Source organism: Undibacterium sp. TC4M20W (genome assembly GCF_049340245.1).
In the GTDB taxonomy this organism is placed as follows: domain Bacteria; phylum Pseudomonadota; class Gammaproteobacteria; order Burkholderiales; family Burkholderiaceae_D; genus Undibacterium.
In genome coordinates, this window is the sequence record NZ_JBMPPI010000023.1 from 68,566 (window position 1) to 89,871 (window position 21,306).

General features: G+C 51.1%; 18 protein-coding genes. 10 read left to right on the plus strand and 8 right to left on the minus strand.

Annotated elements, in window-relative coordinates; genetic code table 11:
- Positions 1-102 precede the first annotated feature (102 nt).
- Positions 103-1,008: a LysR family transcriptional regulator ArgP gene (locus ACO0LL_RS22525; RefSeq protein ID WP_422953058.1), complete on the plus strand. Its 906-nt coding sequence runs from the start codon at positions 103-105 to the stop codon at positions 1,006-1,008.
- A 68-nt stretch (positions 1,009-1,076) separates the two neighbouring features.
- On the opposite strand, the gene coaD is transcribed toward ACO0LL_RS22525, so the two are convergent.
- The 6 genes from coaD to ACO0LL_RS22555 all read right to left on the minus strand — a co-directional run bounded on the left by coaD (position 1,077) and on the right by ACO0LL_RS22555 (position 7,292).
- On the minus strand, positions 1,077-2,216 hold the full coding sequence (coaD, locus tag ACO0LL_RS22530; protein ID WP_422953059.1) for a pantetheine-phosphate adenylyltransferase: 1,140 nt from the start codon (positions 2,214-2,216) through the stop codon (positions 1,077-1,079).
- Entirely contained in the window at positions 2,213-2,854 is a 642-nt protein-coding gene (gene coaE / locus ACO0LL_RS22535) for a dephospho-CoA kinase (RefSeq protein WP_422953060.1), read from the minus strand. Before coaE ends, coaD begins: the two co-directional genes overlap by 4 nt.
- Before the next feature lie 135 nt (positions 2,855-2,989).
- Positions 2,990-4,399, minus strand: a complete 1,410-nt coding sequence (locus ACO0LL_RS22540; RefSeq protein WP_422953061.1) for a heavy metal sensor histidine kinase — start codon at positions 4,397-4,399, stop codon at positions 2,990-2,992.
- On the minus strand, positions 4,396-5,067 hold the full coding sequence (locus ACO0LL_RS22545) for a heavy metal response regulator transcription factor (protein WP_422953062.1): 672 nt from the start codon (positions 5,065-5,067) through the stop codon (positions 4,396-4,398). The genes ACO0LL_RS22540 and ACO0LL_RS22545 overlap by 4 nt, the downstream gene beginning before the upstream one ends.
- 267 nt (positions 5,068-5,334) lie before the next feature.
- A complete protein-coding gene (locus tag ACO0LL_RS22550) occupies positions 5,335-6,732 on the minus strand; it encodes a YncE family protein (RefSeq protein ID WP_422953063.1) in 1,398 nt (465 codons plus the stop codon).
- Positions 6,733-6,821: 89 nt separating this feature from the next.
- On the minus strand, positions 6,822-7,292 hold the full coding sequence (locus ACO0LL_RS22555) for a DUF305 domain-containing protein (protein WP_422953064.1): 471 nt from the start codon (positions 7,290-7,292) through the stop codon (positions 6,822-6,824).
- A gap of 318 nt (positions 7,293-7,610) precedes the next feature.
- Here ACO0LL_RS22555 and ACO0LL_RS22560 point away from each other — a divergent pair, with 318 nt between their 5' ends.
- On the plus strand, positions 7,611-10,025 hold the full coding sequence (locus ACO0LL_RS22560) for a phosphocholine-specific phospholipase C (protein ID WP_422953065.1): 2,415 nt from the start codon (positions 7,611-7,613) through the stop codon (positions 10,023-10,025).
- A 61-nt stretch (positions 10,026-10,086) separates the two neighbouring features.
- Here the strand turns inward: ACO0LL_RS22560 and ACO0LL_RS22565 are convergent, their stop codons facing one another.
- Positions 10,087-11,112, minus strand: a complete 1,026-nt coding sequence (locus ACO0LL_RS22565; protein ID WP_422953066.1) for an FkbM family methyltransferase — start codon at positions 11,110-11,112, stop codon at positions 10,087-10,089.
- A gap of 445 nt (positions 11,113-11,557) precedes the next feature.
- On the opposite strand from ACO0LL_RS22565, the gene groES reads away from it, so the two are divergent.
- From groES to ACO0LL_RS22585, 4 genes are all read left to right on the plus strand, one after another.
- A complete protein-coding gene (groES, locus tag ACO0LL_RS22570) occupies positions 11,558-11,848 on the plus strand; it encodes a co-chaperone GroES (protein WP_110257032.1) in 291 nt (96 codons plus the stop codon).
- 41 nt (positions 11,849-11,889) lie between these two features.
- The gene (groL, locus tag ACO0LL_RS22575; RefSeq protein ID WP_186947447.1) at positions 11,890-13,542 is read left to right on the plus strand and encodes a chaperonin GroEL; all 1,653 of its coding nucleotides are present in this window, start codon (positions 11,890-11,892) and stop codon (positions 13,540-13,542) included.
- A 358-nt stretch (positions 13,543-13,900) separates the two neighbouring features.
- Entirely contained in the window at positions 13,901-15,883 is a 1,983-nt protein-coding gene (locus tag ACO0LL_RS22580; protein ID WP_422953067.1) for an OPT family oligopeptide transporter, read from the plus strand.
- A 280-nt stretch (positions 15,884-16,163) separates the two neighbouring features.
- Entirely contained in the window at positions 16,164-16,613 is a 450-nt protein-coding gene (locus ACO0LL_RS22585; protein ID WP_422953068.1) for a nuclear transport factor 2 family protein, read from the plus strand.
- Between the two features lie 124 nt (positions 16,614-16,737).
- Here the strand turns inward: ACO0LL_RS22585 and ACO0LL_RS22590 are convergent, their stop codons facing one another.
- Entirely contained in the window at positions 16,738-17,628 is an 891-nt protein-coding gene (locus ACO0LL_RS22590; RefSeq protein ID WP_422953069.1) for a LysR substrate-binding domain-containing protein, read from the minus strand.
- Between the two features lie 110 nt (positions 17,629-17,738).
- On the opposite strand from ACO0LL_RS22590, the gene ACO0LL_RS22595 reads away from it, so the two are divergent.
- The 4 genes from ACO0LL_RS22595 (at position 17,739) to ACO0LL_RS22610 (ending at position 21,298) form a co-directional block, all read left to right on the plus strand.
- Positions 17,739-18,437, plus strand: coding sequence for an NADPH-dependent F420 reductase (locus ACO0LL_RS22595; protein WP_422953070.1), 699 nt, complete (start codon positions 17,739-17,741; stop codon positions 18,435-18,437).
- A 131-nt stretch (positions 18,438-18,568) separates the two neighbouring features.
- Positions 18,569-19,204, plus strand: a complete 636-nt coding sequence (locus tag ACO0LL_RS22600; RefSeq protein WP_422953071.1) for a hypothetical protein — start codon at positions 18,569-18,571, stop codon at positions 19,202-19,204.
- Between the two features lie 617 nt (positions 19,205-19,821).
- On the plus strand, positions 19,822-20,745 hold the full coding sequence (locus ACO0LL_RS22605) for an NADP-dependent oxidoreductase (protein WP_422953072.1): 924 nt from the start codon (positions 19,822-19,824) through the stop codon (positions 20,743-20,745).
- Positions 20,746-20,809: 64 nt separating this feature from the next.
- On the plus strand, positions 20,810-21,298 hold the full coding sequence (locus ACO0LL_RS22610) for an ester cyclase (protein WP_422953073.1): 489 nt from the start codon (positions 20,810-20,812) through the stop codon (positions 21,296-21,298).
- Positions 21,299-21,306 lie beyond the last annotated feature (8 nt).

Sequence of the window (21,306 nt, forward strand, 5' to 3'; positions counted from 1 at the left end):
TTCTTAACTTAATTAATTCTTTGAATTCTTTGTGGCTTTATGTCTCCGTGTTTAGTGGTTCTTCCTCAAAACCCCCAGACTTATGAATCTATCTAAAGAAACATGCAAACAAGATTAGACAGCCGCCAATGCGAAGCCTTCCTCAGTGTCATTGACCATGGCAGCCTGGAACAGGCTGCGCAGGCCCTGAACCTGACCAGCTCGGCCATTTCCCAGCGCATCAAGGCACTGGAAATGGAGCTGGGCAATACCCTGCTGGTGCGCAGCCGCCCCTGCCGCGCCACGGCAGCCGGACAAAAGCTGGTACAGCACTTGCGCCGGGTGGCAGAACTTGAACAGGATTTGCAAAGCGAATTTGCCGGCCAGCAAAGTGCAGCCATCAGCATTGCCCTGGGCGTCAATGCCGATAGTCTCGATAGCTGGTTACTGCCTGCCCTTGCAGGATTTTTGATCGCTGAAAATATCTTGCTTGAAGTGTTGATCGATGATCAGGATCACACCCATGACTTACTGGAAAGCGGCATGGTGCTCGGCTGTCTCTCTGCTGAACAAAATGCGATGCGGGGTTGCCAGGCGGTGTCGCTGGGGTTCATGCGTTACCATCCGGTTGCCAGCAAAGAATATTGCCAGCGCTGGTTCCCGCAAGGGATGACGCGAGAAGCAGCCAGACTGGCTCCGGTACTAACCTTCAATCGCAAGGACAAATTGCAAGCACAGATTTTGCTCGAACATTTTGGGCTACAGGAACATGCCTACCCCACACACTATGTACCAGCAACGACACCGTATAACCAGTCGATTTTACTGGGACTGGGCTGGGGTGTGATTCCTGATGTCATGCTGGAAAATCTGGATCAGGACAAGTTGATCAGGCTTATGCCGCATCATCCTGTGGATGTGGCCCTGTACTGGCACCACTGGAAAGTGCAGACGCCGCGACTGGCGCGCCTGACCAATACGCTGGTGAAACAAGCCAGGGCAAGCCTCACTCAATTGAGTAAGACTTAGTGGAGGAAGCCTGCCTTATATTTCTGACCACATGCCTGACTTGTCAGCTTTACTGCTGCTCATTTCAACTACTGCAATTGCGTTTTTTCCCGCTGCAGATTAAGCAAGGCCTGACTGGTATACAACTCGGCAAACCAGGCATCGGCAAATAATTTACCTGCCGCTGCCTGTACTTCAAAATGGCTCAATACACGCCCCCTGCCAGCCTGGTAAGTCGCATCATCAACTTCACTGTATTCCAGCCGCACGGCCGCGGCATAAACATCATAGGTATCTGCTGCCTGCCCCAGTATCGCCAGGTCGACACCCAGCATGGCGTCTTTCAAAGGATGATTGACGTTGGCGCTCTGGAAGTGATCTGTCACTCGTATCAGGTCAGCCACCGCTTGCGCATCTTGTGCATTTTTTGTATGCAGACCCGCGTCCAACCACAACCTGGCACTTTGCTCTTCATTCGACAAATCGGTGTGTTTGTCGCCATAGACAGCATCATGAAACCAGAAGGCTTTTTTCAATATTGCTACGTCGGTCTTGCTGGCACCCGTATTACTCGCCCAAGCCGATATCTCACTCAGGCCATGCACCAGGTGATCAAGATTATGATAAGTCCGGCGTGCTGCGCCATAGGCATCATCACCGGTCAGATAATCAAACCAGTGGTCCAGTTTGCTTGCCTCAACACCAGCACCCTCCCAAAGTTTTTGCCAGTCAGTGCGCAACCAGCTTTTGATCCAGGCGATATAAGCGGGCATAGGCATGAATTTTTTTACCGTCCAGTGCCAACCCACTGGCCCCTGCAAGGCCCGCACGAAACTGGAACTGACCGAGCCAAGATCACGCGGTGGCATGACAAAAAGAGTCTTGGCACCATCAAGCACATCGACATTGGTTTGCTGTATCAGGTTTTCATAATCAAAGTCTGAAGTATTGCGTATGCCGCGCACCAGATACTCTATGCCGTGGCGCTTGGCGGCACGGGCCGTGTAATCACCCTTGACGATAACCACACTGACATTATGCCAGCCGCATTCAGCCACGCTGCGCTCGATAATGTCCTTGCGTTCGATCGCATCAAACTGCGGCTTCTTTACCGGGTTTTCAGAAATAAAAACCACCACTTCATCTGCCAAAGCGCGAGCCTCTTGTATCACCCATAAATGACCATTGGTGATCGGGTCCAGAGTGCCAGAGAATGCGATTTTTTTCATTGTGTGCTCCAGTGCGACATAAAAGTAAGGTGTTGCTGCAAGACTGCCTGTTCCAGCTCCATGATGCTGCCCTGATTGATGATCTCGGCATCGGCGTATTCCCGGTACTGATCCAATGTGGCCTGCATATTGAAAACCTGCCTGATATCAGTTTCAGTCCAGTCAGGGTTACGCTGACGCACGCGTCGCAGCCGAATTTGGACGTCAGCATGCACCAGCAAAGCGCTATCGTACATGAAGCCGCCAGGTTCATCAGGCAAGAGCGCGGTTTCCCAGATCACATACGGTGCAGTTTGCTGCACAGTCCATTGCCGTATTGCTGCCAGCACATGAGGTTTCAACAGGTACAGCAAGCGACGGTTGGCATGTGCATCATGCGTCAGCATCGTGCGCAAGCTGCCACGCCGCAAACAGCCATCTTCTGTCAACAGTTGCGGCAACTCCTGTGCAATTTGCTTCATTACAGGATGTTGCGGGTCTTGATGTATTGCTCTGGCAAGCAGATCAGTATCAATAACAGGCACGCCCAGTTGCTGGAAACTCCGGGCTGCACATGACTTGCCGCTGCCCATGGGCCCGGTCAGCAAGACCATGCGAACGGGTAAATGTTTGGCAGAAATGTCAGTCGGAGCTTGCATGTGAGCTGCTTTCAATATTTGGTTAATCAACCAATATTTGAAGCTTAATCCAGCAAAGCCCAAAATACAAGAAATTTTGGTTGTTCGACCAAAATTAAATATTAAAAAAATTCAATGCTGGATGAACCGCCTGTTTTATCCCGGGAAAAACAAATCCAAAGCAATAGCCTGTTCATTCTTGTTATAACTGACAATGACATGTCCGCCATGCAAATCGACGATAGCCTTGACGATGGACAAGCCCAGGCCATTTGATTCCGTATGGCTGTTGCGGGCGCTGTCGCCGCGGTAGAAGCGGTCAAACATTTTGTCCAGTTGCGGCTGCGCAATGGCAGCACATTGATTGACGATGCTGATCCTTGCCCCTTCGCTGCTGGCGATGGCTTTCACCTGTATCACCGTCCCGGCTTGCCCATGGCGTATGGCGTTAATGAACAGATTACTGAGTGCCCTCTGCAACATCAGGGGATTGGCATGGATAATGCCATCAATGCCACCAACATCAACAGCAAAATGCATGTCGCGCTCTTGTGCCAGGATGTCGAAATAATCAATCAGCTTACCCATCTCTGCTGCCATTGATAGCGGCTCTTTTTCGAGCACAAAACCTGCATGATCGATATGAGCGAGAAACAGGATGTTTTCGATGATGCGCGCCAGCCGGGCATATTCTTCGAGATTGGATTCAAGCAGGCTTTCATACTCCTCCAGCTCCCTGGCCTGCGCGAGTGCCACCTGGGTCTGTCCCATCAGAATATTGACGGGTGTGCGCAATTCATGCGCCAGGTCTGATGAGAATTGTGAAAGTTGCCGGAAGCCTGCTTCCAGTCTGTCCAGCATGTTATTGCAGGCGAGGGCCAGCTTGCGCAAGTCTGGCGGCATGTCTGTTGCTGACAGGCGTAAGGACAGGTTTTTAGGACTGATCTGCGCGGCCTGACGGCTCATGGTCGCGACAGGCAAGAGGCCGCGTCGCAAGATCAGGTAACTCAACACGCTGGTCAGTAACACCGTCAATGCAACTGCGGCAATCACACGCAGGAGGTAAGTTGATAGCACAGCAGATTCTTGCGTCATCACATAGGCGGCGATGATTTCTACCTTGTCTTTATGATTGCCAACTTCTGCGAGGGCTGCGACCCAGCGTACCCGTACACCATCATCGCGCTTACCGTCTTGCAAGGCCCCCAGCGTTAATGGCACGCCGAGATCGACCGGCTTCATCGCTGGCGGTGACATAGCCCCGGGATTGACGTTGATGAAAGGCGCATCACCAAGCCTGCGAAAAATACGCACATCCTGTTCATTGCCGAGCATGCTTTCAAACAAAGTGGGGTGTGCCTCCATCTGCTGGATATTGTAGAGATCACGGAACAGGGTGCGGAAGTGCTCTACCCTGCCTATCAGGGTATAGTCGGCACGCTGCTCCAGAGCCTGCCTGGCCGAGGTATATAAATACATGCCCAGACTGCTCATGATGACAAAAACCAGCACAGAAAACAGTGTGGTCGCGCGCCGGGTCAGGCTCCATGTATGCCAGAAATTCATGGATTTTCCGCAAACATATAACCCACGCCACGCACGGTATGGATGAGTTTTTTCTCAAACGGCGCATCCAGCTTGGCACGCAGGCGTTTGACGGCAACATCAACGACATTGGTATCACTGTCAAAATTCATGTCCCATACCTGGGATGCGATGATAGTGCGCGACAATGCCTCGCCCTGGTGCTTGATCAGCAGATGCAGCAACATGAACTCTTTACTGGTCAGTACGATGGGTAAATTTTGACGGGTAACTTTATGACGCACGGTATCAAGCTGCAGGTCGGCGACCTGATAGATGTCGGCATCACGCCTGACTCCACGGCGCAACAAAGTGCGGATGCGCAGCACCAGCTCAGTAAATGAAAAAGGTTTGACCAGGTAATCATCTGCGCCTAGTTGTAGGCCGCGTATCCGGTCATCGACATGGTCGCGCGCAGTCAGGAAAATCACAGGCATGTCCTGCTTGCTGCGCAGCGATTGCATCACTGTCCAGCCATCCAGGCCGGGCATCATGACATCGAGGATGAGCAGTTCATAGCTTTGCTCCATGGCGAGATGCAGGCCATCAATGCCATTCCTGGCAAGATCAACGGCATAACCTGATTCGCGCAAACCCTTCTTCAGGTAGTCGCCGGTTTTCTGATCATCTTCTATGACTAGTATGGTCATCCGTGTTCCATATTGATTTGACCTGGGTTACCAATTTTAGCATCAGTCCAGCAGGTGCCACGCTGAGTAAAGCTTGCGGCTTATCAGGCATGGATACCCGCCTGCGCGGGTATGACGACGAAAGATTTTGCATATTTCGCAGTTCCTGACAAGCAAAATCACGGCAATTTTAATGCGCAACAAAGAAGCTTAAACTCGTCATACCCGCGCAGGCGGGTATCCAGGAGGCATGCCGTATTCCCATTGAAAACAGCGGCACATCAAGCATCAAGGCATACTCACCAGGGCTGCCTGCCCTGCATTCAAAGTGCTATTACCTTCCATGATAATCAGTCGCTGCGCCGGAATACCTGCATCAGTCTTCACCGCCTCCCTGACTGGGCCTATCATGGTCGAATTGGTCGCCCCTTTGACATCGGTTTTCAAGCGCCCGAGCACTGTACCCTGCCCTTCCAGATAAACCGTATACACTGTTTCTGGCTTGAGCTTGAACAAGGCCACTTCCAGCGCATCCACTATACCCAGATTACGCAACACGACAAAGCCCCTGCCCTCACTACTCACGGGTTTTAAACCTATGTTCACCGGTTCATTATTGCTGCGCGGGACCAGATTCGCGGCACCATTGGTACCATCGGCACTCTCTACCACGTTAGACACATACACCAGCGCCTGCGGGGCCTGGCCACCAGCCATGTGGGCAATGACTTTATTGCTGGCGGTATCGATGACATCAACGCCATCACCGTTCTCCAGCCCGACATAGATGCGGCTGTGATCGTCCGACGCCCAGATACCATGTGGCAGGGCTCCGGTTGCAATGCTGGCCAGCAGTCTGGGCTCTTTGTCTGTCGTGAATACCTTGACGACATTCTCACCGCCTATGGTTACATAGGCCAGGGTCTTGCCATTAATGTTGGCAAAAGCCAGGTGATTGGAAATAAAGCCGGTATCAAACACGCCGGTCACTTCCAGCGTTTTTGTGTCGATGCGGGTGACCTTGCCGACGTCTTTGTGTGTCATCCACACTTCACTAAGGTCTGGCGTAAATTGCAAAAATGGTGAGAACGGGCTGACCACCTTAATACGCTTGATGACTTCATGCGTAGCCACATCAATCACATCGACCATGGGCGTGAAGCTCGATACCACAAACGCCAGCTTGCCAGCAGGATGGAATTGCACCATGCCTGGGCCCAGGTCAGTCTGTATGCGCCGCGTCTCCTTGAAAGTGACCGGGTCTATGACTGAAATATAGTCTTCACCACGCACGACCACCCAGACTTCTTTGCCATCCGCCGTAAAAAAACCTTCATGCGGCGAACGGCCCACATAAGTCGTACCCTTGACCTTGTTGGTGGCCGTATCAATAAATACTACCGAGTTGGAACCATTGGATATCGCCAGCAAGGTTTTATGGTCTGGCGAAAACCCCATGCCATGCACATTGATCTGCCCCTTGTACAAGGGCGACAAAACATCAGGACGCGGATTACCGAGCCTGATTTGCCCGACCAGGGTATTGCTGGCGGGGTTGAATACCGAGATGGTATTGCTGTTCTGGTCTGCCGTGTACACCCGGTCACGCGTCGAAGGCAGGGCCCAGGCTGTATGTGCAATGAAAGTACTTGCCGCAATCAATGCGAACGCTGATTTGTTTTTCATGATGATTTTTTTAAATGAGAGGAATAACCCAGGTTTTAAACTCTGGCGGGGTGACGACTGAGTCACAACTGAATAAGAACTGAGTGACACTATTTGCCAGCAGCCTGAGGATGCTGCTGCAACCAGAGTTGCATGAGTTTGATTTCGTTTTGCTGCTCAGCGATGATGCCCAGCGCCAGGTTCCTGACGGCCGGGTCCTTGGTATACAGTAAAACCGCCTTGGCCATATCCACGGCACCCTGATGATGGGGAATCATCATGCTCATGAAGTCATGCTCACTCTGACCATTCATGGGCGCACACTTCATGCCTTCATCCATAAGCTGCATGGCATCATCCATCAGCGCAGCAAAGGGCTTCGCTGTGGTTGCCATGAAAGCTGGCTTGCTACCCTCAGTTTTATCACTGGCGCAATCAACCACCGCAGCACCATGGTGATGCTCATGTGCCATAGCAGGCTTGAGGAGCAAGGCCAGGTTGATCAACACAGCAGCGCATACAAACATGAGCGGGCGACCTGCTCCCCGGCTGAAACTGAAACTAAAACTATCAACGACCATCTTGTTACTCCCAGAAATTTTCATCTTCCATAAAACACAGGCTGCAGATGCATGTGTGACGATGGACAGTATGGAAGCACTATCAGGACAACGAGATGACGCAAACATGACAATTTTGTCAGAATGCAGCGAGCGCAAAACCAGGCTGATCAGCCTGCATGGCATTTCCTGGCGTCCCCGACCATAGGCTCAAAAAACCCCCATCCTGGCTCCAGGCATTTCTTTCAATTTCGTCATGTCACTGACATATTTGAAATATATTATCGCCGCCAATGTAATGCTGAGCCCCGCTTCATTTCACAAAAAAAAGGAGACGCCATGATTTCTGACAGCCGGAGACGGTTTTTGCAATTTTCTGCTGCGACAGCAGGTTCCGGCCTGTTACCCGGTCTGATACAGGAAGCACTCGCCGTACCGGCGAACAATCTCACTGGCACGCTGGCCGATGTTGGCCATGTCATCATCTTCATGCAGGAAAACCGCTCTTTCGATCATTACTTTGGAACCCTGGCCGGGGTACGCGGCTTTGATGATCCACGCGCCATCAGCCTGCCGAACGGCGCACCAGTATGGCAACAGCCCAACCCGGCGGGCGGCAGTGTGCTGCCTTTTCATTTCGATGTCAGGAACACCAGCGCACTGTCGGTTGGCACCAATCATTCGTGGAAAGGTTCGCAGCAAACCTGGCAGGCCTGGGATGCCTGGGTCAGGCAAAAGACGGTGCAAACCATGGGCTATTTCGACCGTGGTGACCTGCCGTTTTATTATGCGCTGGCCGATGCATTCACGATTTGTGATGCCTATCATTGCTCGGTGTTTGGTGCCACTGACCCCAACCGCTTGTATTCGCTCAGCGGTACCAACCAGGGCTGGCTGGGCAGCATGGGCAATCTGTACAACATTGATGCCAGGGGTTATTACAATGCAGAACCTGCCAATGACGACATCTCCAGCGCAACGACAGCCATCGCCCCCACATGGCAGACCTATGCAGAAGTGCTGGAAGCGAATCAGGTCAGCTGGAAGGTCTATCAGGAATGGGATAACTACGGCGACAACTACCTTGCCTATTTCAAAAATTTTCGTGTCAATGCTGACGGCAGCCGCTTGAACAGCAATTCGCCCCTGTATCAAAAAGCCCGTATATTGGCGCCAGGTGCCAGCGTGGGTGGTAGCAAAGGCGATGGTCTGGTCAGCGCCTTTGCCGATGATGTACGCAACCGCCGCTTGCCCCAGGTGTCATGGATATGTGCGCCCAATGACTATACCGAGCATGCACCCAACTCTCCAAATGCCGGTGAAAATCTGACGGCAAGACTATTGGCTGCCCTGGTGGCAGAACCCGAAGTCTGGGCCAAAACTGTTTTCTTGCTGATGTATGATGAAAACGATGGTTTCTTTGACCATGTCCCGCCAGATATTCCTCCGGTAACGACTGCCATGGGACGATCAACCCTGGCAGATAACGGCTATTATGAAAAGTCCGGCAATGAACCAGTAGGCCTGGGGCCGCGCGTACCCATGCTGGTGATTTCGCCATGGAGCAAAGGCGGCAAAGTCTGCTCTCAGTTATTTGATCACACCTCAAAGTTACGCTTTCTTGAAGAGTGGCTGGTCAATGGTCTGGGTAAAAACCGGGCTGCAGTCAGTTGTAACCAGATATCGCCATGGCGGCGCACTGTCTGCGGTGACCTGACGTCGGCATTTGACTTCAAGTCGCCTGACCAGAACTGGCCTGCCACCGTCCCTAAAACTGCCGCCTATGTGCCGGTTAATGGCAAGCCTTATCCGGTACCTCCAGTCAACCAGATCCAGCCGCAGCAAGAGTCTTATCAGGCGCTGCAGGGCCCACGCCCAGCCTGTCGCCTGTCGTATGAGCTGGCAGTACAAACCCGCCAGAATGCCAGCAAACAGCTTGAAGTCAGCTTCACCAACACTGGTACTACGGGCGCCGCCTTCATCGTGTACTCCAGAGCCCGCACAGATGGTCCATGGTATTACACAGTCGAAGCTGGCAAGCAGATACAGAAAGAAGTCTGGAACTGGAGCGGTGACAGTTATCACCTCGCAGTCTATGGGCCCAATGGCTTCATGCGCGAATGCCGGGGCAGCAGCACCGCCACAAACAGGCCTGAAGTGCAGACTATGCATGACACTGTCAACGGCAAGCTCGTGCTGACCCTGTCCAATACAGACAGTAGCCAGACTTGCACGCTGATCATCAGCGACAATGCCTATGGCAGCTTGTCAAGCATGCACACCCTGGTAGCCGGACAAAGTTTGCGGCTCGACTATAGCCTGAGCAACAGTTTTGGCTGGTATGACTTCAGTGTGAGTAGCAGCAACGACGCTCAATTCCTGCACAGGCTGGCTGGCCATATCGAAGCAACGGCAAATAATAATTTTAACAGCCGTTGCGACCCCCGCATAGGCGGGAAACGCAGCACAGCCCGCCTCAGCAGCAGCACACCACAGATAGCAAGAGGCAGCAACATCACGGTCACCTACGAGGTACCACAGGCACAGCTCAGCACAAAAAACTGGATAGGTGTATACGCCGCCGGTGTGGTACCAGGCACGGCCAATTCATTGGCCTGGCAATATGCCAGCAGCATGCAGGGCAATCTCACGCTCAATACAGCTAACCTGACCACCGGCAACTACATGCTTTGGTATTTATATAATGATGCTTATACAGCCCTGACCGCACCGCTGGCATTAACGATAGTGTAATGCCGGGGATGCCTGTCATTGAAATGTTGAGAATGGCAGGGATGGGATGCCTGCTTGCAAACTATCTTGGGGTTGCAAAAATATCGATGTGATCCACACCTGAGCTGACGAATGCATCCATGACTTTGTCGTGATCAGCACCGCAATGCTGGAGTGAACCATCCAAAGCAATCACGCTGATGTCATAAGCCAGAGTATCAAGGAACTTCAGATATTCGCGCCCATCGACACCACTGATAGCCGGCATTGCAGTAGGTGAAAACTCACTGATGATCAAAGGTTTGCAACGCTCCAGCAGATTACGCGCACCGAATAAAGCATTGTATTCGGCGCCTTCAATATCAATCTTGATGAAATCGACACCACCATCAAGACCTCTGTAGTCGTCCAGCTTCATGGCGGCGACAGTCCGGCTAGCCCGCAACAATGTCATGTCATCACTCAAGGTCGAAGTAGTGCCGTTGCTGTATGAAGTATTCAACGATAACAAGCCACAAGATCTGCCTGCAGCAAATTGCAACACAGAAATTTGCGCGTATGAATTCAATTTCTTGCTTGCCTCCAGTAATTTGCAATTCTCGGCATTGGGCTCGACTGCAAACACTTTGCCAGAATCACCAACAAGACTTGCCGCCAATAAAGAAAAGTATCCAATATTTGCGCCTATATCAAGAACCCGCATTCCAGGCTTGACGTATTGCTTAAAAATGCTTGTTACATGCGGCTCGTACGAAGCGTTTGCCATATGTACACCAACGGCATGATCGTCCAGGTCCACATAAATCCTGAATCCTTCGATCTGTCGTTCAGCAATATTTTGGGCCTGTGAAACCAATAAATTCCTGTTCTGAAACTCCACGGACTGAACATATGACTTGACAACTTTATCTAGATCCACGCCACTCATGCCGGAATGTCCCCGGCATTCTTCGGGATTTGGATTTCTCCCCAGAATCAGGCGAAAGCAATAATAAATATCGGCAAGTGAAGCGACTTTGGGAAAATGGTTGTCCTGATAATAATTTTCCAATACCAGCACATCCTGCGTCAAAGTCTTTTGACCAAATAATTTTTTTAAAAAATTCATTGAAATACTTCTCAAAATCGAGCCTGCGCTCAATCTAATCATCAGGCAAAACCCGAATCAGGTTAATTAAACAATAATGCAAAGATGGAGCAATACATTATTAAAAATGAAATTACTTAACAGAACGACATAATCCATTCTTTAGATAACAGACAACTTACTCGACATTCCACAAAGTGCCGACTAAACAACTGAGATTCTTCTAAACAACTGAAATTCTTCTAAACAGAGTGAAGACATCCCGCTAATTGTTTGATTTTAAATATGTTTTTTAGTTCAATTTATCAAACTGCAACATTATTATTTTTTCAGGCCAAACTTTAGCCCTTGAAAAGCCATCCCCCCGCCCATATACTTAGCACTCGTTGAGAGAGAGTGCTAACGAGTCCCTCTCCAGCTAATTGAATTCCAATAGTAATTACTCGCAAAATTTAAAGGAGCTTGTATGAACCTTCGTCCCCTGCACGATCGCCTGATCGTGAAACGCCTGGATCAAGAAACAAAGACTGCATCCGGTATCGTTCTGCCTGACGCTGCTGCTGAAAAGCCAGATCAAGGTGAAGTACTGGCAGTTGGTCCTGGCAAATTGCTGGACAACGGTACAGTTCGCGCCCTGGACGTTAAAGTTGGCGACCGCGTTTTGTTCGGTAAATATTCTGGTCAGGCTGTCAAAGTTGACGGCAACGAAGTTCTGGTGATGCGTGAAGAAGATATCTTCGCGGTCGTACAGAAGTAATCGACATCCACGATATCAATTAAAGAATTCGGAGAATTAATATGGCAGCTAAACAAGTAATTTTTGGCGATGACGCACGTGCGAAGATCGTCAATGGCGTCAACATCCTGGCGAACGCAGTTAAAGTAACTCTGGGCCCTAAAGGCCGTAACGTCGTTCTGGAACGCTCTTTTGGCGCGCCTACAGTCACCAAAGACGGTGTTTCTGTAGCTAAAGAAATCGAACTGAAAGACAAGCTGGAAAACATGGGTGCACAACTGGTGAAAGAAGTGGCTTCCCGCACTTCTGACAACGCTGGTGACGGTACAACCACAGCGACAGTTCTGGCACAGGCCATCGTTCGCGAAGGTTTCAAATATGTAGCAGCTGGCTTCAACCCAACTGACTTGAAACGCGGTATCGACAAAGCGGTGACAGCCATCGTTGCTGAAATCAAAACTCTGTCCAAGCCTACAACAACCAACAAAGAAATCGCTCAAGTTGGTTCCATCTCTGCTAACTCCGATGCCAACATCGGCGATATCATTGCAAAAGCAATGGACAAAGTCGGCAAAGAAGGCGTGATCACTGTTGAAGACGGCAAATCCCTGGATAACGAACTCGACATCGTTGAAGGTATGCAGTTTGACCGTGGCTACCTGTCACCATACTTCATCAACAATCCAGAAAAACAATCCGTTATCCTGGAAAACCCGTTCATCCTGTTGTTCGACAAAAAAATCTCGAACATCCGTGATCTGCTGCCAGTATTGGAACAAGTTGCAAAATCCGGCCGCCCACTGTTGATCATCGCTGAAGATGTTGATGGCGAAGCGCTGGCAACTCTGGTTGTGAACAACATCCGTGGCATCCTGAAAACTGCAGCTGTTAAAGCTCCAGGCTTCGGTGACCGTCGCAAAGCCATGCTGGAAGACATCGCTATCCTGACCGGTGGTCAAGTGATTGCTGAAGAAGTTGGCCTGACACTGGAAAAAGCAACTCTGGCTGATCTGGGTCAAGCCAAACGCATCGAAATCGGTAAAGAAAACACGACAGTAATCGATGGCGCTGGCCAGGCTGTCGGTATCGAAGCACGCGTTAAACAAATCCGCGCGCAAATCGAAGAAGCAACTTCTGACTACGACCGTGAAAAACTGCAAGAACGCGTTGCCAAACTGGCAGGCGGCGTTGCTGTGATCAAGGTTGGTGCTGCAACTGAAGTTGAAATGAAAGAGAAAAAAGCACGCGTTGAAGATGCTCTGCATGCAACTCGCGCTGCCGTAGAAGAAGGCGTTGTTCCTGGCGGTGGCGTTGCCCTGCTGCGCGCACGTCAAGCTGCTGGCGACATCAAAGGCGACAATCCAGATCAAGAAGCAGGTATCAAACTGGTTCTGAAAGCAATCGAAGCACCTCTGCGTGAAATCGTTGCTAACGCCGGTGGCGAACCTAGCGTTGTTGTGAACGCCATCATCAATGGCAAAGGCAACTACGGTTTCAATGCTGCCAATGACACATACGGCGACATGATAGAAATGGGTATCCTGGATCCAGCTAAAGTAACTCGCTCTGCATTGCAAAATGCAGCGTCTGTTGCTGGCCTGATCCTGACTACTGACGCTCTGGTTGCTGAATTGTCTGAAGACAAAGCAGGCGGCATGGGTGGTGGTGATATGGGTGGCATGGGCGGTATGGGTGGTATGGGCGGCATGATGTAATAGCTGCTAGCTGCTCTCAATAATCTCACCGAGAGCCGCATTGCTCAAAACCCCGCAACGCAAGTTGCGGGGTTTTTTTATTGTTTATACAATTTACAATCCTGTGTGGAACAAATGCGCAATTCATGTGTGAATCTCCACTTTTTATGCCCGTTTTGTTATGAATCATCGCAAATAACACAAGACAACGAATTTTTGCACGGTCTGCTTGACAGAAAACATCTGCCGCTTGGATACTGCCGCACCTGAAAGAAAATTTTCATATTTCCGGCTCTGTGTTTCATATTTGCAATGATCTTGCGTATGCATCAACAAGCCGGGCATCATCATCAAGCAAGACAACCGCTTTGGAGAAAATATGGCGCTGCAACAATTAAGCGATGAGCAAATACGAACCTGGACCCGTGCCCAAAAGGACGAGTGGTGGTTCACCAATATTTACCGTGGCGATATGGCGCAGTTGACCATACGTTCGGCATTTACCGGTTTTTTGCTTGGCGGCATATTGTCTGCAACCGCTTTATATATCGGTGCCAAAACTGGTATCACGATAGGCGTGGGCCTGACATCCGTCATCCTGGCATTTGCGATTTTCAAGATACTTGCCAACCTGGGTATCGCCAAGGATTTCACCATCCTTGAAAACAACTGCACCCAATCCATCGCCACCGCGGCTGGCTACATGACCATGCCACTCAACACCGTGCTGTCAGCGTATATGCTGATCAGCGGCACCGTGGTCACCTGGTGGCACCTGGTAGTGTGGATGAGCGTTTGCTCCATATTGGGTGTGCTGGTTGCCTTCCCGATGAAGCGCCGCTTCATCAATGAAGACCAACTGCCCTTCCCAGAAGGCCGTGCCTGCGGCGTGGTGCTGGATGCGGTATATACCGGCGAAGCCGCCAGCGGCATGTACAAGGCGCGCCTGATGGCGTTTACCGCCATGTGGACAGCCATCTATCAGATGATCACCAGCGATGGCTGGATGAAACTGATCCAGTTCAAAATCCTGCGTATGGATAAATGGACCAGCATGACAGAAGCCTGGCATTTCCAGGAACGTGTCGATCATTACTATTACACCGCTGCCGTCAAATACGATCTGCTGATCCCGAAGATCCTCGGCACAGATTTCCGTGCACTGGGCCTGCGTTTCACCCTCGATGCTGCCATGCTGGGTGTCGGCGGCCTGATGGGCATACGCGTTGCCAGCAGTGTTTTGGTGGGTGCCATCATCAACTTCGTTTTCCTGGCGCCGTGGATGATACAACGCGGTGACATCATCGAACGCATCGCCCCTAGCGGCAAGGTCGTGCCTATTTCGCGCACTGAAATCGTCAATCAGTGGGGTCTGTGGTGGGCAGTATCCATGATGGTGGTGGCGTCCTTCATCAGCCTGGCGGCCAAGCCAGAACTGTTCACCAGCATCTTCAAGAAGGCAGACAAGACTAAAGTTGCCGACAAGGGCAGCAATATCCTCGATCATATCGAAGTGCCGCTGATCATTTCCTACATCGGCATCCCTATCTTCAGCATATTGGCTGCATGGACCACACATGCCTTCTTTGGCGTGCCATGGATCATGTCCATCATCACCCTGCCGCTGGTATTTATCCTGACCATCATCTGCGCCAATGCCATGGCGCTGACATCCTGGACACCGACCAGCACCCTGTCAAAAATCACCCAGTTCAGCATGGGTGCGATTGACAGCGCCAATCCGGCCAACAATCTGATCCCTGCCGGCATGACTGCCGAAGTGGCATCGAATGCATCCAACCTGCTGTCAGACATCAAACCTGGCTACATGCTGGGCGCAAAACCAAGGCAGCAGGCGATAGGCCATATCATCGGCATTTTCTCTGGCGCGCTGGCTTGCGTACCACTGTATTTCCTGCTGTTTTTGCCGCCTGATGCCAATGGTGTACGCTCCACTGCCACCATCGTGTCAGACAAGTTTGCCTTTCCCGGTGCCATGCAATGGAAAGGCGTGGCAGAACTGATTGCCAAAGGCTTCAGCAGCCTGCCATCTTCCGCCATTACCGCCATTATCGTGGCAGCAGTCGCCGCCAGCCTGATTGAAGGCGCACGCATCTTCACCAAGGGCCGCTTCCCGTTGTCCGCCGTCTCCATCGGTCTGGGCGTCATCCTGCCGCCAGAATCCTGCCTGGCAATGTGGATAGGCGCAGCAATATTCTGGTGGATGGGTAAGCGCAACAGCACACCTGGCAGCAAAGGCTATGATTTCTGGGTAGAAGGTTGCGAACCTATTTGCGCCGGCTTGATCTCTGGTGCTGCTTTGATCGGTATCGGCAACGCGATTATCAATGTGCTGATCTGATCCTGCATAGATGCGTATTATTACTACTGGCCCCGCTTTGCGGGGCTTTTTTGTAGCTGCGAATTTTGCCTGAATATAGCAACGTGAACGAATCGCGAACAAATATCAGGAACCAACATGAATATGCCGGGTCAAGGTAGATTGATGGTTTTGCTCAATCAAACGTCAGGCAAGCAGATACCTGCCAAGGTATCTGCAAATATGTCATTCTTTATGTCATTCTTTATGTCACCCCGTCTTTGATCTTTTAAAAGCCGCACTCAATCAGGAACCCAACGCCATGTCCATTGTGACCCTTTTCATCGCCGCTACCTTTTATGCTGGCCCTGGCAGCAATCAAACCACCGCAGATGCTGCGACCATTGCCGCCATCGAGGCCACCTGCTACGACTATATTGACGGCCAACTTGAAGCAGATCCCAAACGGGTAGCCAGGTCATTGCATCCCGATCTGGCCAAACGCGCAGTGATAGGAGACACGCCGGATGAGCGCCTGGGCCTGCGGCGCATGTCCAAAGAAGAACTGGTCAACCTGACCAAAGCAGGCGCGCTTAAAACCCCGAAGGCAGAATGGAGCCGTAGCTGCACCGTCCTTGATGTGACAGACAAAGCCGCCTCAGTACGCCTGGAAACTCCGTGGTTTGTCGATTACTTCCACATGGGTAAATTTGAAGACCGCTGGATTATTGTGAATGCGCTTTGGTATAGCAAGCCAAAGAAAAGCAATTAAACGACGATGGAATAAGGCTTTCAATAGAGGACTTGATAATTAAAACCATAGAAAAATAAGGCCAGGGCTACGTTCGGTAGGGTGCGCCATGCGCACCGTTTCTATTTTAATTACTCAACCACCTCTACATACCAAGCTCGCTAACTACTGTGTCAATAAAACTCTTCAACTTGGGAGTTTGCCTGCGGTCAGGATGGTAGATAAGATGCACGGGCCGCGATGGTGTTTCATAGTCAGGCAAAATTTTAACGAGACGGCCGGTGCGCAAATCTTCACGTGCAAGGTCCTCTGCGATGTAGGCCACGCCTATGCCATTCAAGGCCGCGACCAGCAATGCCTTGGCATCATTGAGTTGCAAGCGGTGCCTGACCTGTGCCTGGTATTTTTCTTCTCCGCGCATAAAGCGCCATTCGCTGGCAGTGGAGCCTGTGCTGGATGCATAAGCCAGGCACTCGTGTTTTTCCAGATCAAGGGGCGTGGCGGGTACTCCCCTTTCTTTGAGATAGTCTGGTGATGCGCAGGCGACCAGGCGAAACGGTGCAAGCTCGCGTGCAATGAAGCTGGAATCGCTCAAACGGCCTATACGAAACACTGCTTCAAATTCTTCTTCCACCAGATCAACATAGCGGTCACTCAGCACCAGATCAATTTCTACCTGCGGATACTGTCGCAAATAGCGGCCAATGACAGGCGTCAGCGCGTAAGTGCCAAACGACACCGGCGCATTGATACGCAAGCGCCCTTTCGGCGCCCCCTTCACCTCGTCGGCGAGCGAATCAGCCCAATCTGCATCGGCCAGCACCATCTTGCAACGATCGTAATAAGCCTTGCCAATATCGGTCAGGCTCTGTCGCCGGGTAGTCCGGTTGATCAGGCGCGTGCCCAGACGAGTTTCCAGCCAACTCACGTGCTTGGCTATCATTTGAGGCGACATGTCCAATGCGCTGGCGGCTGCAGCAAAGGACCCGGCATCCACCGTTTTGACAAAAGCCGCCATGCTTGCAAGCCTATCCATTCCACACTCCCAGTTGTTACACACATGCAAAGACCCTTATTTATGTGTGATTCTGAAAGGAATAATATCATTCTCTCTGCCCCAGGGCGGCTTAAACAAGGAAAGAAATCATGCGTAAAATCGGCATTATTGGATCGGGCAATATCGGTGGCACATTGACACGTTTATTCACCAAGGCAGGACACAATGTAGCGGTGGCCAACTCACGCGGCCCATCTTCCTTAGCTGATCTTGCAAATGAAACGGGCGCCCATCCGGTGACGGTCTCACAAGCAGTGCAGGATAGTGAGATCGTGGTCGTCACTATCCCCATGACAGCTGTCGCCAGCTTGCCCAAAGACCTGTTCCGCAACGCGCCTGCGGACTTGATTGTGATTGACACCAGCAACTATTATCCGCAGCAACGCGATGGCCTGATTGCAGAAGTCGAAGCAGGAATAACAGAAAGCGCCTGGGTTGAACAGCAGATCGGACGCCCGGTTATCAAAGTATTCAATAGCATATTGGCTGAACACTTGCTGAACAAAGGTACGTCTGATGAGCGCGCCGACCAGGTGGCGCTGGCAGTCGCTGGCGATGATATGAAAGCTAAAGCAAGCGTCATGCAGCTTGTCGAAGAAATTGGTTTTGCAGCAGTTGATGCTGGCACGATCGCGCAATCATGGCGCCAGCAACCTGGCTCACCGGGATATCTGAAGGATTACAACGCCGCCGGTGTTCGCAAGGCATTGACTGAAGCGCGGCAAGAACGGACTCCCGAATGGCGAGCTACTGTGAATAGTCCTGGCACTTTCGAATCACCAGCCTGATCCCTGACCGCACCGCCTTGATGATAGTTGAGACATCTCAGCATTCAAGCTATGCCCGACTCCAGCGCGGGCAGTTGTATGTCCGCACCCGAGTGATATCTGAGACACATTTATTTGTATTGGGAATTACCATGCACAACTTTGCAAAACTTGGACTTTTTGCCGCCGCCACTACCATTCTTACCATCCTCAGCATTTCTGTACATGCACAAACGCCTCCTGCGCCAACAGCCACAGATATCACGCCCGCCAGCATGAACATGTTGGGCCGCGAGGGTGACGCACTTGCCAGCCGTGTCGGCCTGTGGGATGTCGTTGAGACGGCCTGGTCGCGTCCCGGTGCGACACCAGAAATCATCCGCGGACAAGTTGCCGAAAGACGTATGGTCGGCTTATATTTGCAAGAGCTACTACATCCCTCTGCAGATGCAGTCGGCAAAGGCGTGAATCGCCTGGATTATCTTGGGTTCAACCGCGTGACGGGGCGCTGGGAATATCTGTCGATGGATGCCCGCGTGGCAGTCGGCCTTATGCCCGCCGGGAGCTTTGACAAGGACAATGTCGAGCGCATCCGCGTGCAATTCGACCCGTTTGTCGTTCCAGGCAGTGGCAATGTGGTCACAGGTCAATTGCTGAGAATGGAACAAGTCTATGAAAAATCTGGTCCAGATAACGAGGTCAAAAACCAGTACTTCATCCTGGCCGATGGCAGTGGCACGAAATGGCTCGCGCATCAGTACATTTATACCCGCCGCAACCTACAGTGACGTCATTCAATATTTAATGCAGGTCATGGATTTCAATGCAGTCGAAGCTGATCAATCAAAAAACCGTGTCCTCCGATAAAGGCGGAAGGTACGGCCTTACTCCAATACTACTCACGCTCAACTGACTGGCAAGCGTCGCAATGTAGTGGTGCGCTCTGCTAGTCAGCCAGCTTTTCTTGAATCCCAAAAGATACTTGATCCGGCAATTTATCTGCCAAAAAATGGCAATGCCTTACATTCGTCACTATAGATATTGCCAGTTTTGACTCCAGTCAATTTGACTGGACTCGCCGGAGCGCGCAGGCATTAGCCTGGCGAGAACCGCCTCCCCTGCCAGCAATTCTTGTGAAAGTACAAGTCAGCTATACCCTGCTCTTCATGACGGCATCCATGAATTTTTGAGCTTTACAGTCACTCCGAGCTGATGATTTTCAAAGTAAATGTATCCAGGAATGCGTGTATGTAGCGCATCACTCCTGTTCAGTCCGGGGCAATCAATGCCACATGCATTATCCATTTTTCAAATAATCATTTATACCTGATATCTATTGGACGAATATTCCTGAGGCCTCTATCATTTTCACATGATCTCCTCTCAATTTTTTCGAAAGACAAGCATGAAAGCACTAAACATTCGTCATTTTGGCCAGCTGTCTGATGTCAGGCTGGAAGATGTGCCACTCCCGGCCCCGGAATCCCATGAAGTCATCGTACGCATTAAAGCAGCGTCAGTGAATCCTCTGGACTTGAAGATACTGGCCGGCCAAAAGCAGGCGGCATTTCCAGTGAACTTCCCTTACACAATGGGAACTGACTTTGCCGGTGTTGTCGAAACGACCGGTGACGGCGTGACTGGCTTCAAGCATGGCGATCGCGTAGCAGGCCGCCTCAGTCCAAGCGCTGGCGGCGCCTTTGCAGAGTATGCTGCAGTGCCTGCCGATCTCTTATCCCACATCCCGGCTGGCGTCAGTAATGAGCAGGCCAGCGCCTTACCGACAGCCGCAGCGACGGCCAAACAGGCCCTGTTCAATGTGGGCAAATTATTGCCGGGACAACATGTGCTGATACACGCAGGAGCTGGCGGCGTCGGCAGTTTTGCCATTCAGCTTGCAAAACAGGCAGGCGCGTATGTCATCGCCACGGCGTCAGAACACAAGCTTGATCTCATACGCGAGCTCGGCGCAGATGTGGCAATTGACTATCACAACAGTGAACTGCTTGAGCATCTCGGAGGAATGCATCTGGTGTTGGACACCCGTGGCGGGGAAACGCTGGCACGCTCCTGGGCAACCGTCCGTCCTGGCGGAAGCATAGTATCCATCGTTGATAACACCATTAAACCACGTGACGAGATTCAGGCCGTGTTCACAGCGATAAAGCATGACGCATCCGTCTTGTCTGATCTGCTGAAAGACGTTGAAGCTAAACGCCTGAGGGTGCTAGTGGACTCGACTCATAATCTGGATGATGCACATGAAGCTCTTGAACGCTTAGCCGCAGGTCATTCTCGCGGCAAGGTCATCATATGCATCGGAAGCTAAAGCGCATCGAAAGCTAAAACACATCAAACGACAATAATTAATCCCTGAATCAGGAAAACATATCATGACTAAAATTTCTACCTTAACCGCCATAATAATTATGCTCGGCAGTACATTTGTCACGCACGTAGCAAGGGCGGACGATGACCGCGCTATTGTCGAGGCCTTCTACAGCAAATTACTGAGCGGAACAAGCAGTGCCGATCTGCCAGCCAGAATGGCCGAAGTGCTTGCCCCTGACTGGCAAAGCAGAGGGGACTATACGAGTGTGGCAAAGACACGTGATCAATTTTTAAAACAGCTGCAAGGCACAGGCAATATTCTTCCCAATCTTACCTGGAAGATAGAAGAAATTCTTCAAGTCGGTAATCGCTATGTCGTCCGTGGACATGCCAGTGCAACACCTGTTCTTTCCTTCCTGGGTGTGGAAGCGTCCAACCGTAGCTTCGACATCATGTCGATTGATATTCATACCGTCGAAAACCACAAGATCGTAAAGTCATATCATGTCGAAGACTGGCATGGAGCGACTGAGCAACTGAAAAACAAATAATCAACCAG

Bases quoted from the DNA above. Each gene is read 5' to 3' on its own strand.
- ACO0LL_RS22555 (WP_422953064.1), bottom strand. From the start codon at position 7,292: ATGGTCGTTGATAGTTTTAGTTTCAGTTTCAGCCGGGGAGCAGGTCGC.
- coaD (WP_422953059.1), bottom strand. From the start codon at position 2,216: ATGAAAAAAATCGCATTCTCTGGCACTCTGGACCCGATCACCAATGGT.
- coaE (WP_422953060.1), bottom strand. From the start codon at position 2,854: ATGCAAGCTCCGACTGACATTTCTGCCAAACATTTACCCGTTCGCATG.
- ACO0LL_RS22580 (WP_422953067.1), top strand. From the start codon at position 13,901: ATGGCGCTGCAACAATTAAGCGATGAGCAAATACGAACCTGGACCCGT.
- ACO0LL_RS22595 (WP_422953070.1), top strand. From the start codon at position 17,739: ATGCGTAAAATCGGCATTATTGGATCGGGCAATATCGGTGGCACATTG.
- ACO0LL_RS22600 (WP_422953071.1), top strand. From the start codon at position 18,569: ATGCACAACTTTGCAAAACTTGGACTTTTTGCCGCCGCCACTACCATT.
- ACO0LL_RS22545 (WP_422953062.1), bottom strand. From the start codon at position 5,067: ATGACCATACTAGTCATAGAAGATGATCAGAAAACCGGCGACTACCTG.
- groES (WP_110257032.1), top strand. From the start codon at position 11,558: ATGAACCTTCGTCCCCTGCACGATCGCCTGATCGTGAAACGCCTGGAT.
- ACO0LL_RS22590 (WP_422953069.1), bottom strand. From the start codon at position 17,628: ATGGATAGGCTTGCAAGCATGGCGGCTTTTGTCAAAACGGTGGATGCC.
- ACO0LL_RS22585 (WP_422953068.1), top strand. From the start codon at position 16,164: ATGTCCATTGTGACCCTTTTCATCGCCGCTACCTTTTATGCTGGCCCT.
- groL (WP_186947447.1), top strand. From the start codon at position 11,890: ATGGCAGCTAAACAAGTAATTTTTGGCGATGACGCACGTGCGAAGATC.
- ACO0LL_RS22550 (WP_422953063.1), bottom strand. From the start codon at position 6,732: ATGAAAAACAAATCAGCGTTCGCATTGATTGCGGCAAGTACTTTCATT.
- ACO0LL_RS22565 (WP_422953066.1), bottom strand. From the start codon at position 11,112: ATGAATTTTTTAAAAAAATTATTTGGTCAAAAGACTTTGACGCAGGAT.
- ACO0LL_RS22560 (WP_422953065.1), top strand. From the start codon at position 7,611: ATGATTTCTGACAGCCGGAGACGGTTTTTGCAATTTTCTGCTGCGACA.
- ACO0LL_RS22605 (WP_422953072.1), top strand. From the start codon at position 19,822: ATGAAAGCACTAAACATTCGTCATTTTGGCCAGCTGTCTGATGTCAGG.
- ACO0LL_RS22610 (WP_422953073.1), top strand. From the start codon at position 20,810: ATGACTAAAATTTCTACCTTAACCGCCATAATAATTATGCTCGGCAGT.
- ACO0LL_RS22525 (WP_422953058.1), top strand. From the start codon at position 103: ATGCAAACAAGATTAGACAGCCGCCAATGCGAAGCCTTCCTCAGTGTC.
- ACO0LL_RS22540 (WP_422953061.1), bottom strand. From the start codon at position 4,399: ATGAATTTCTGGCATACATGGAGCCTGACCCGGCGCGCGACCACACTG.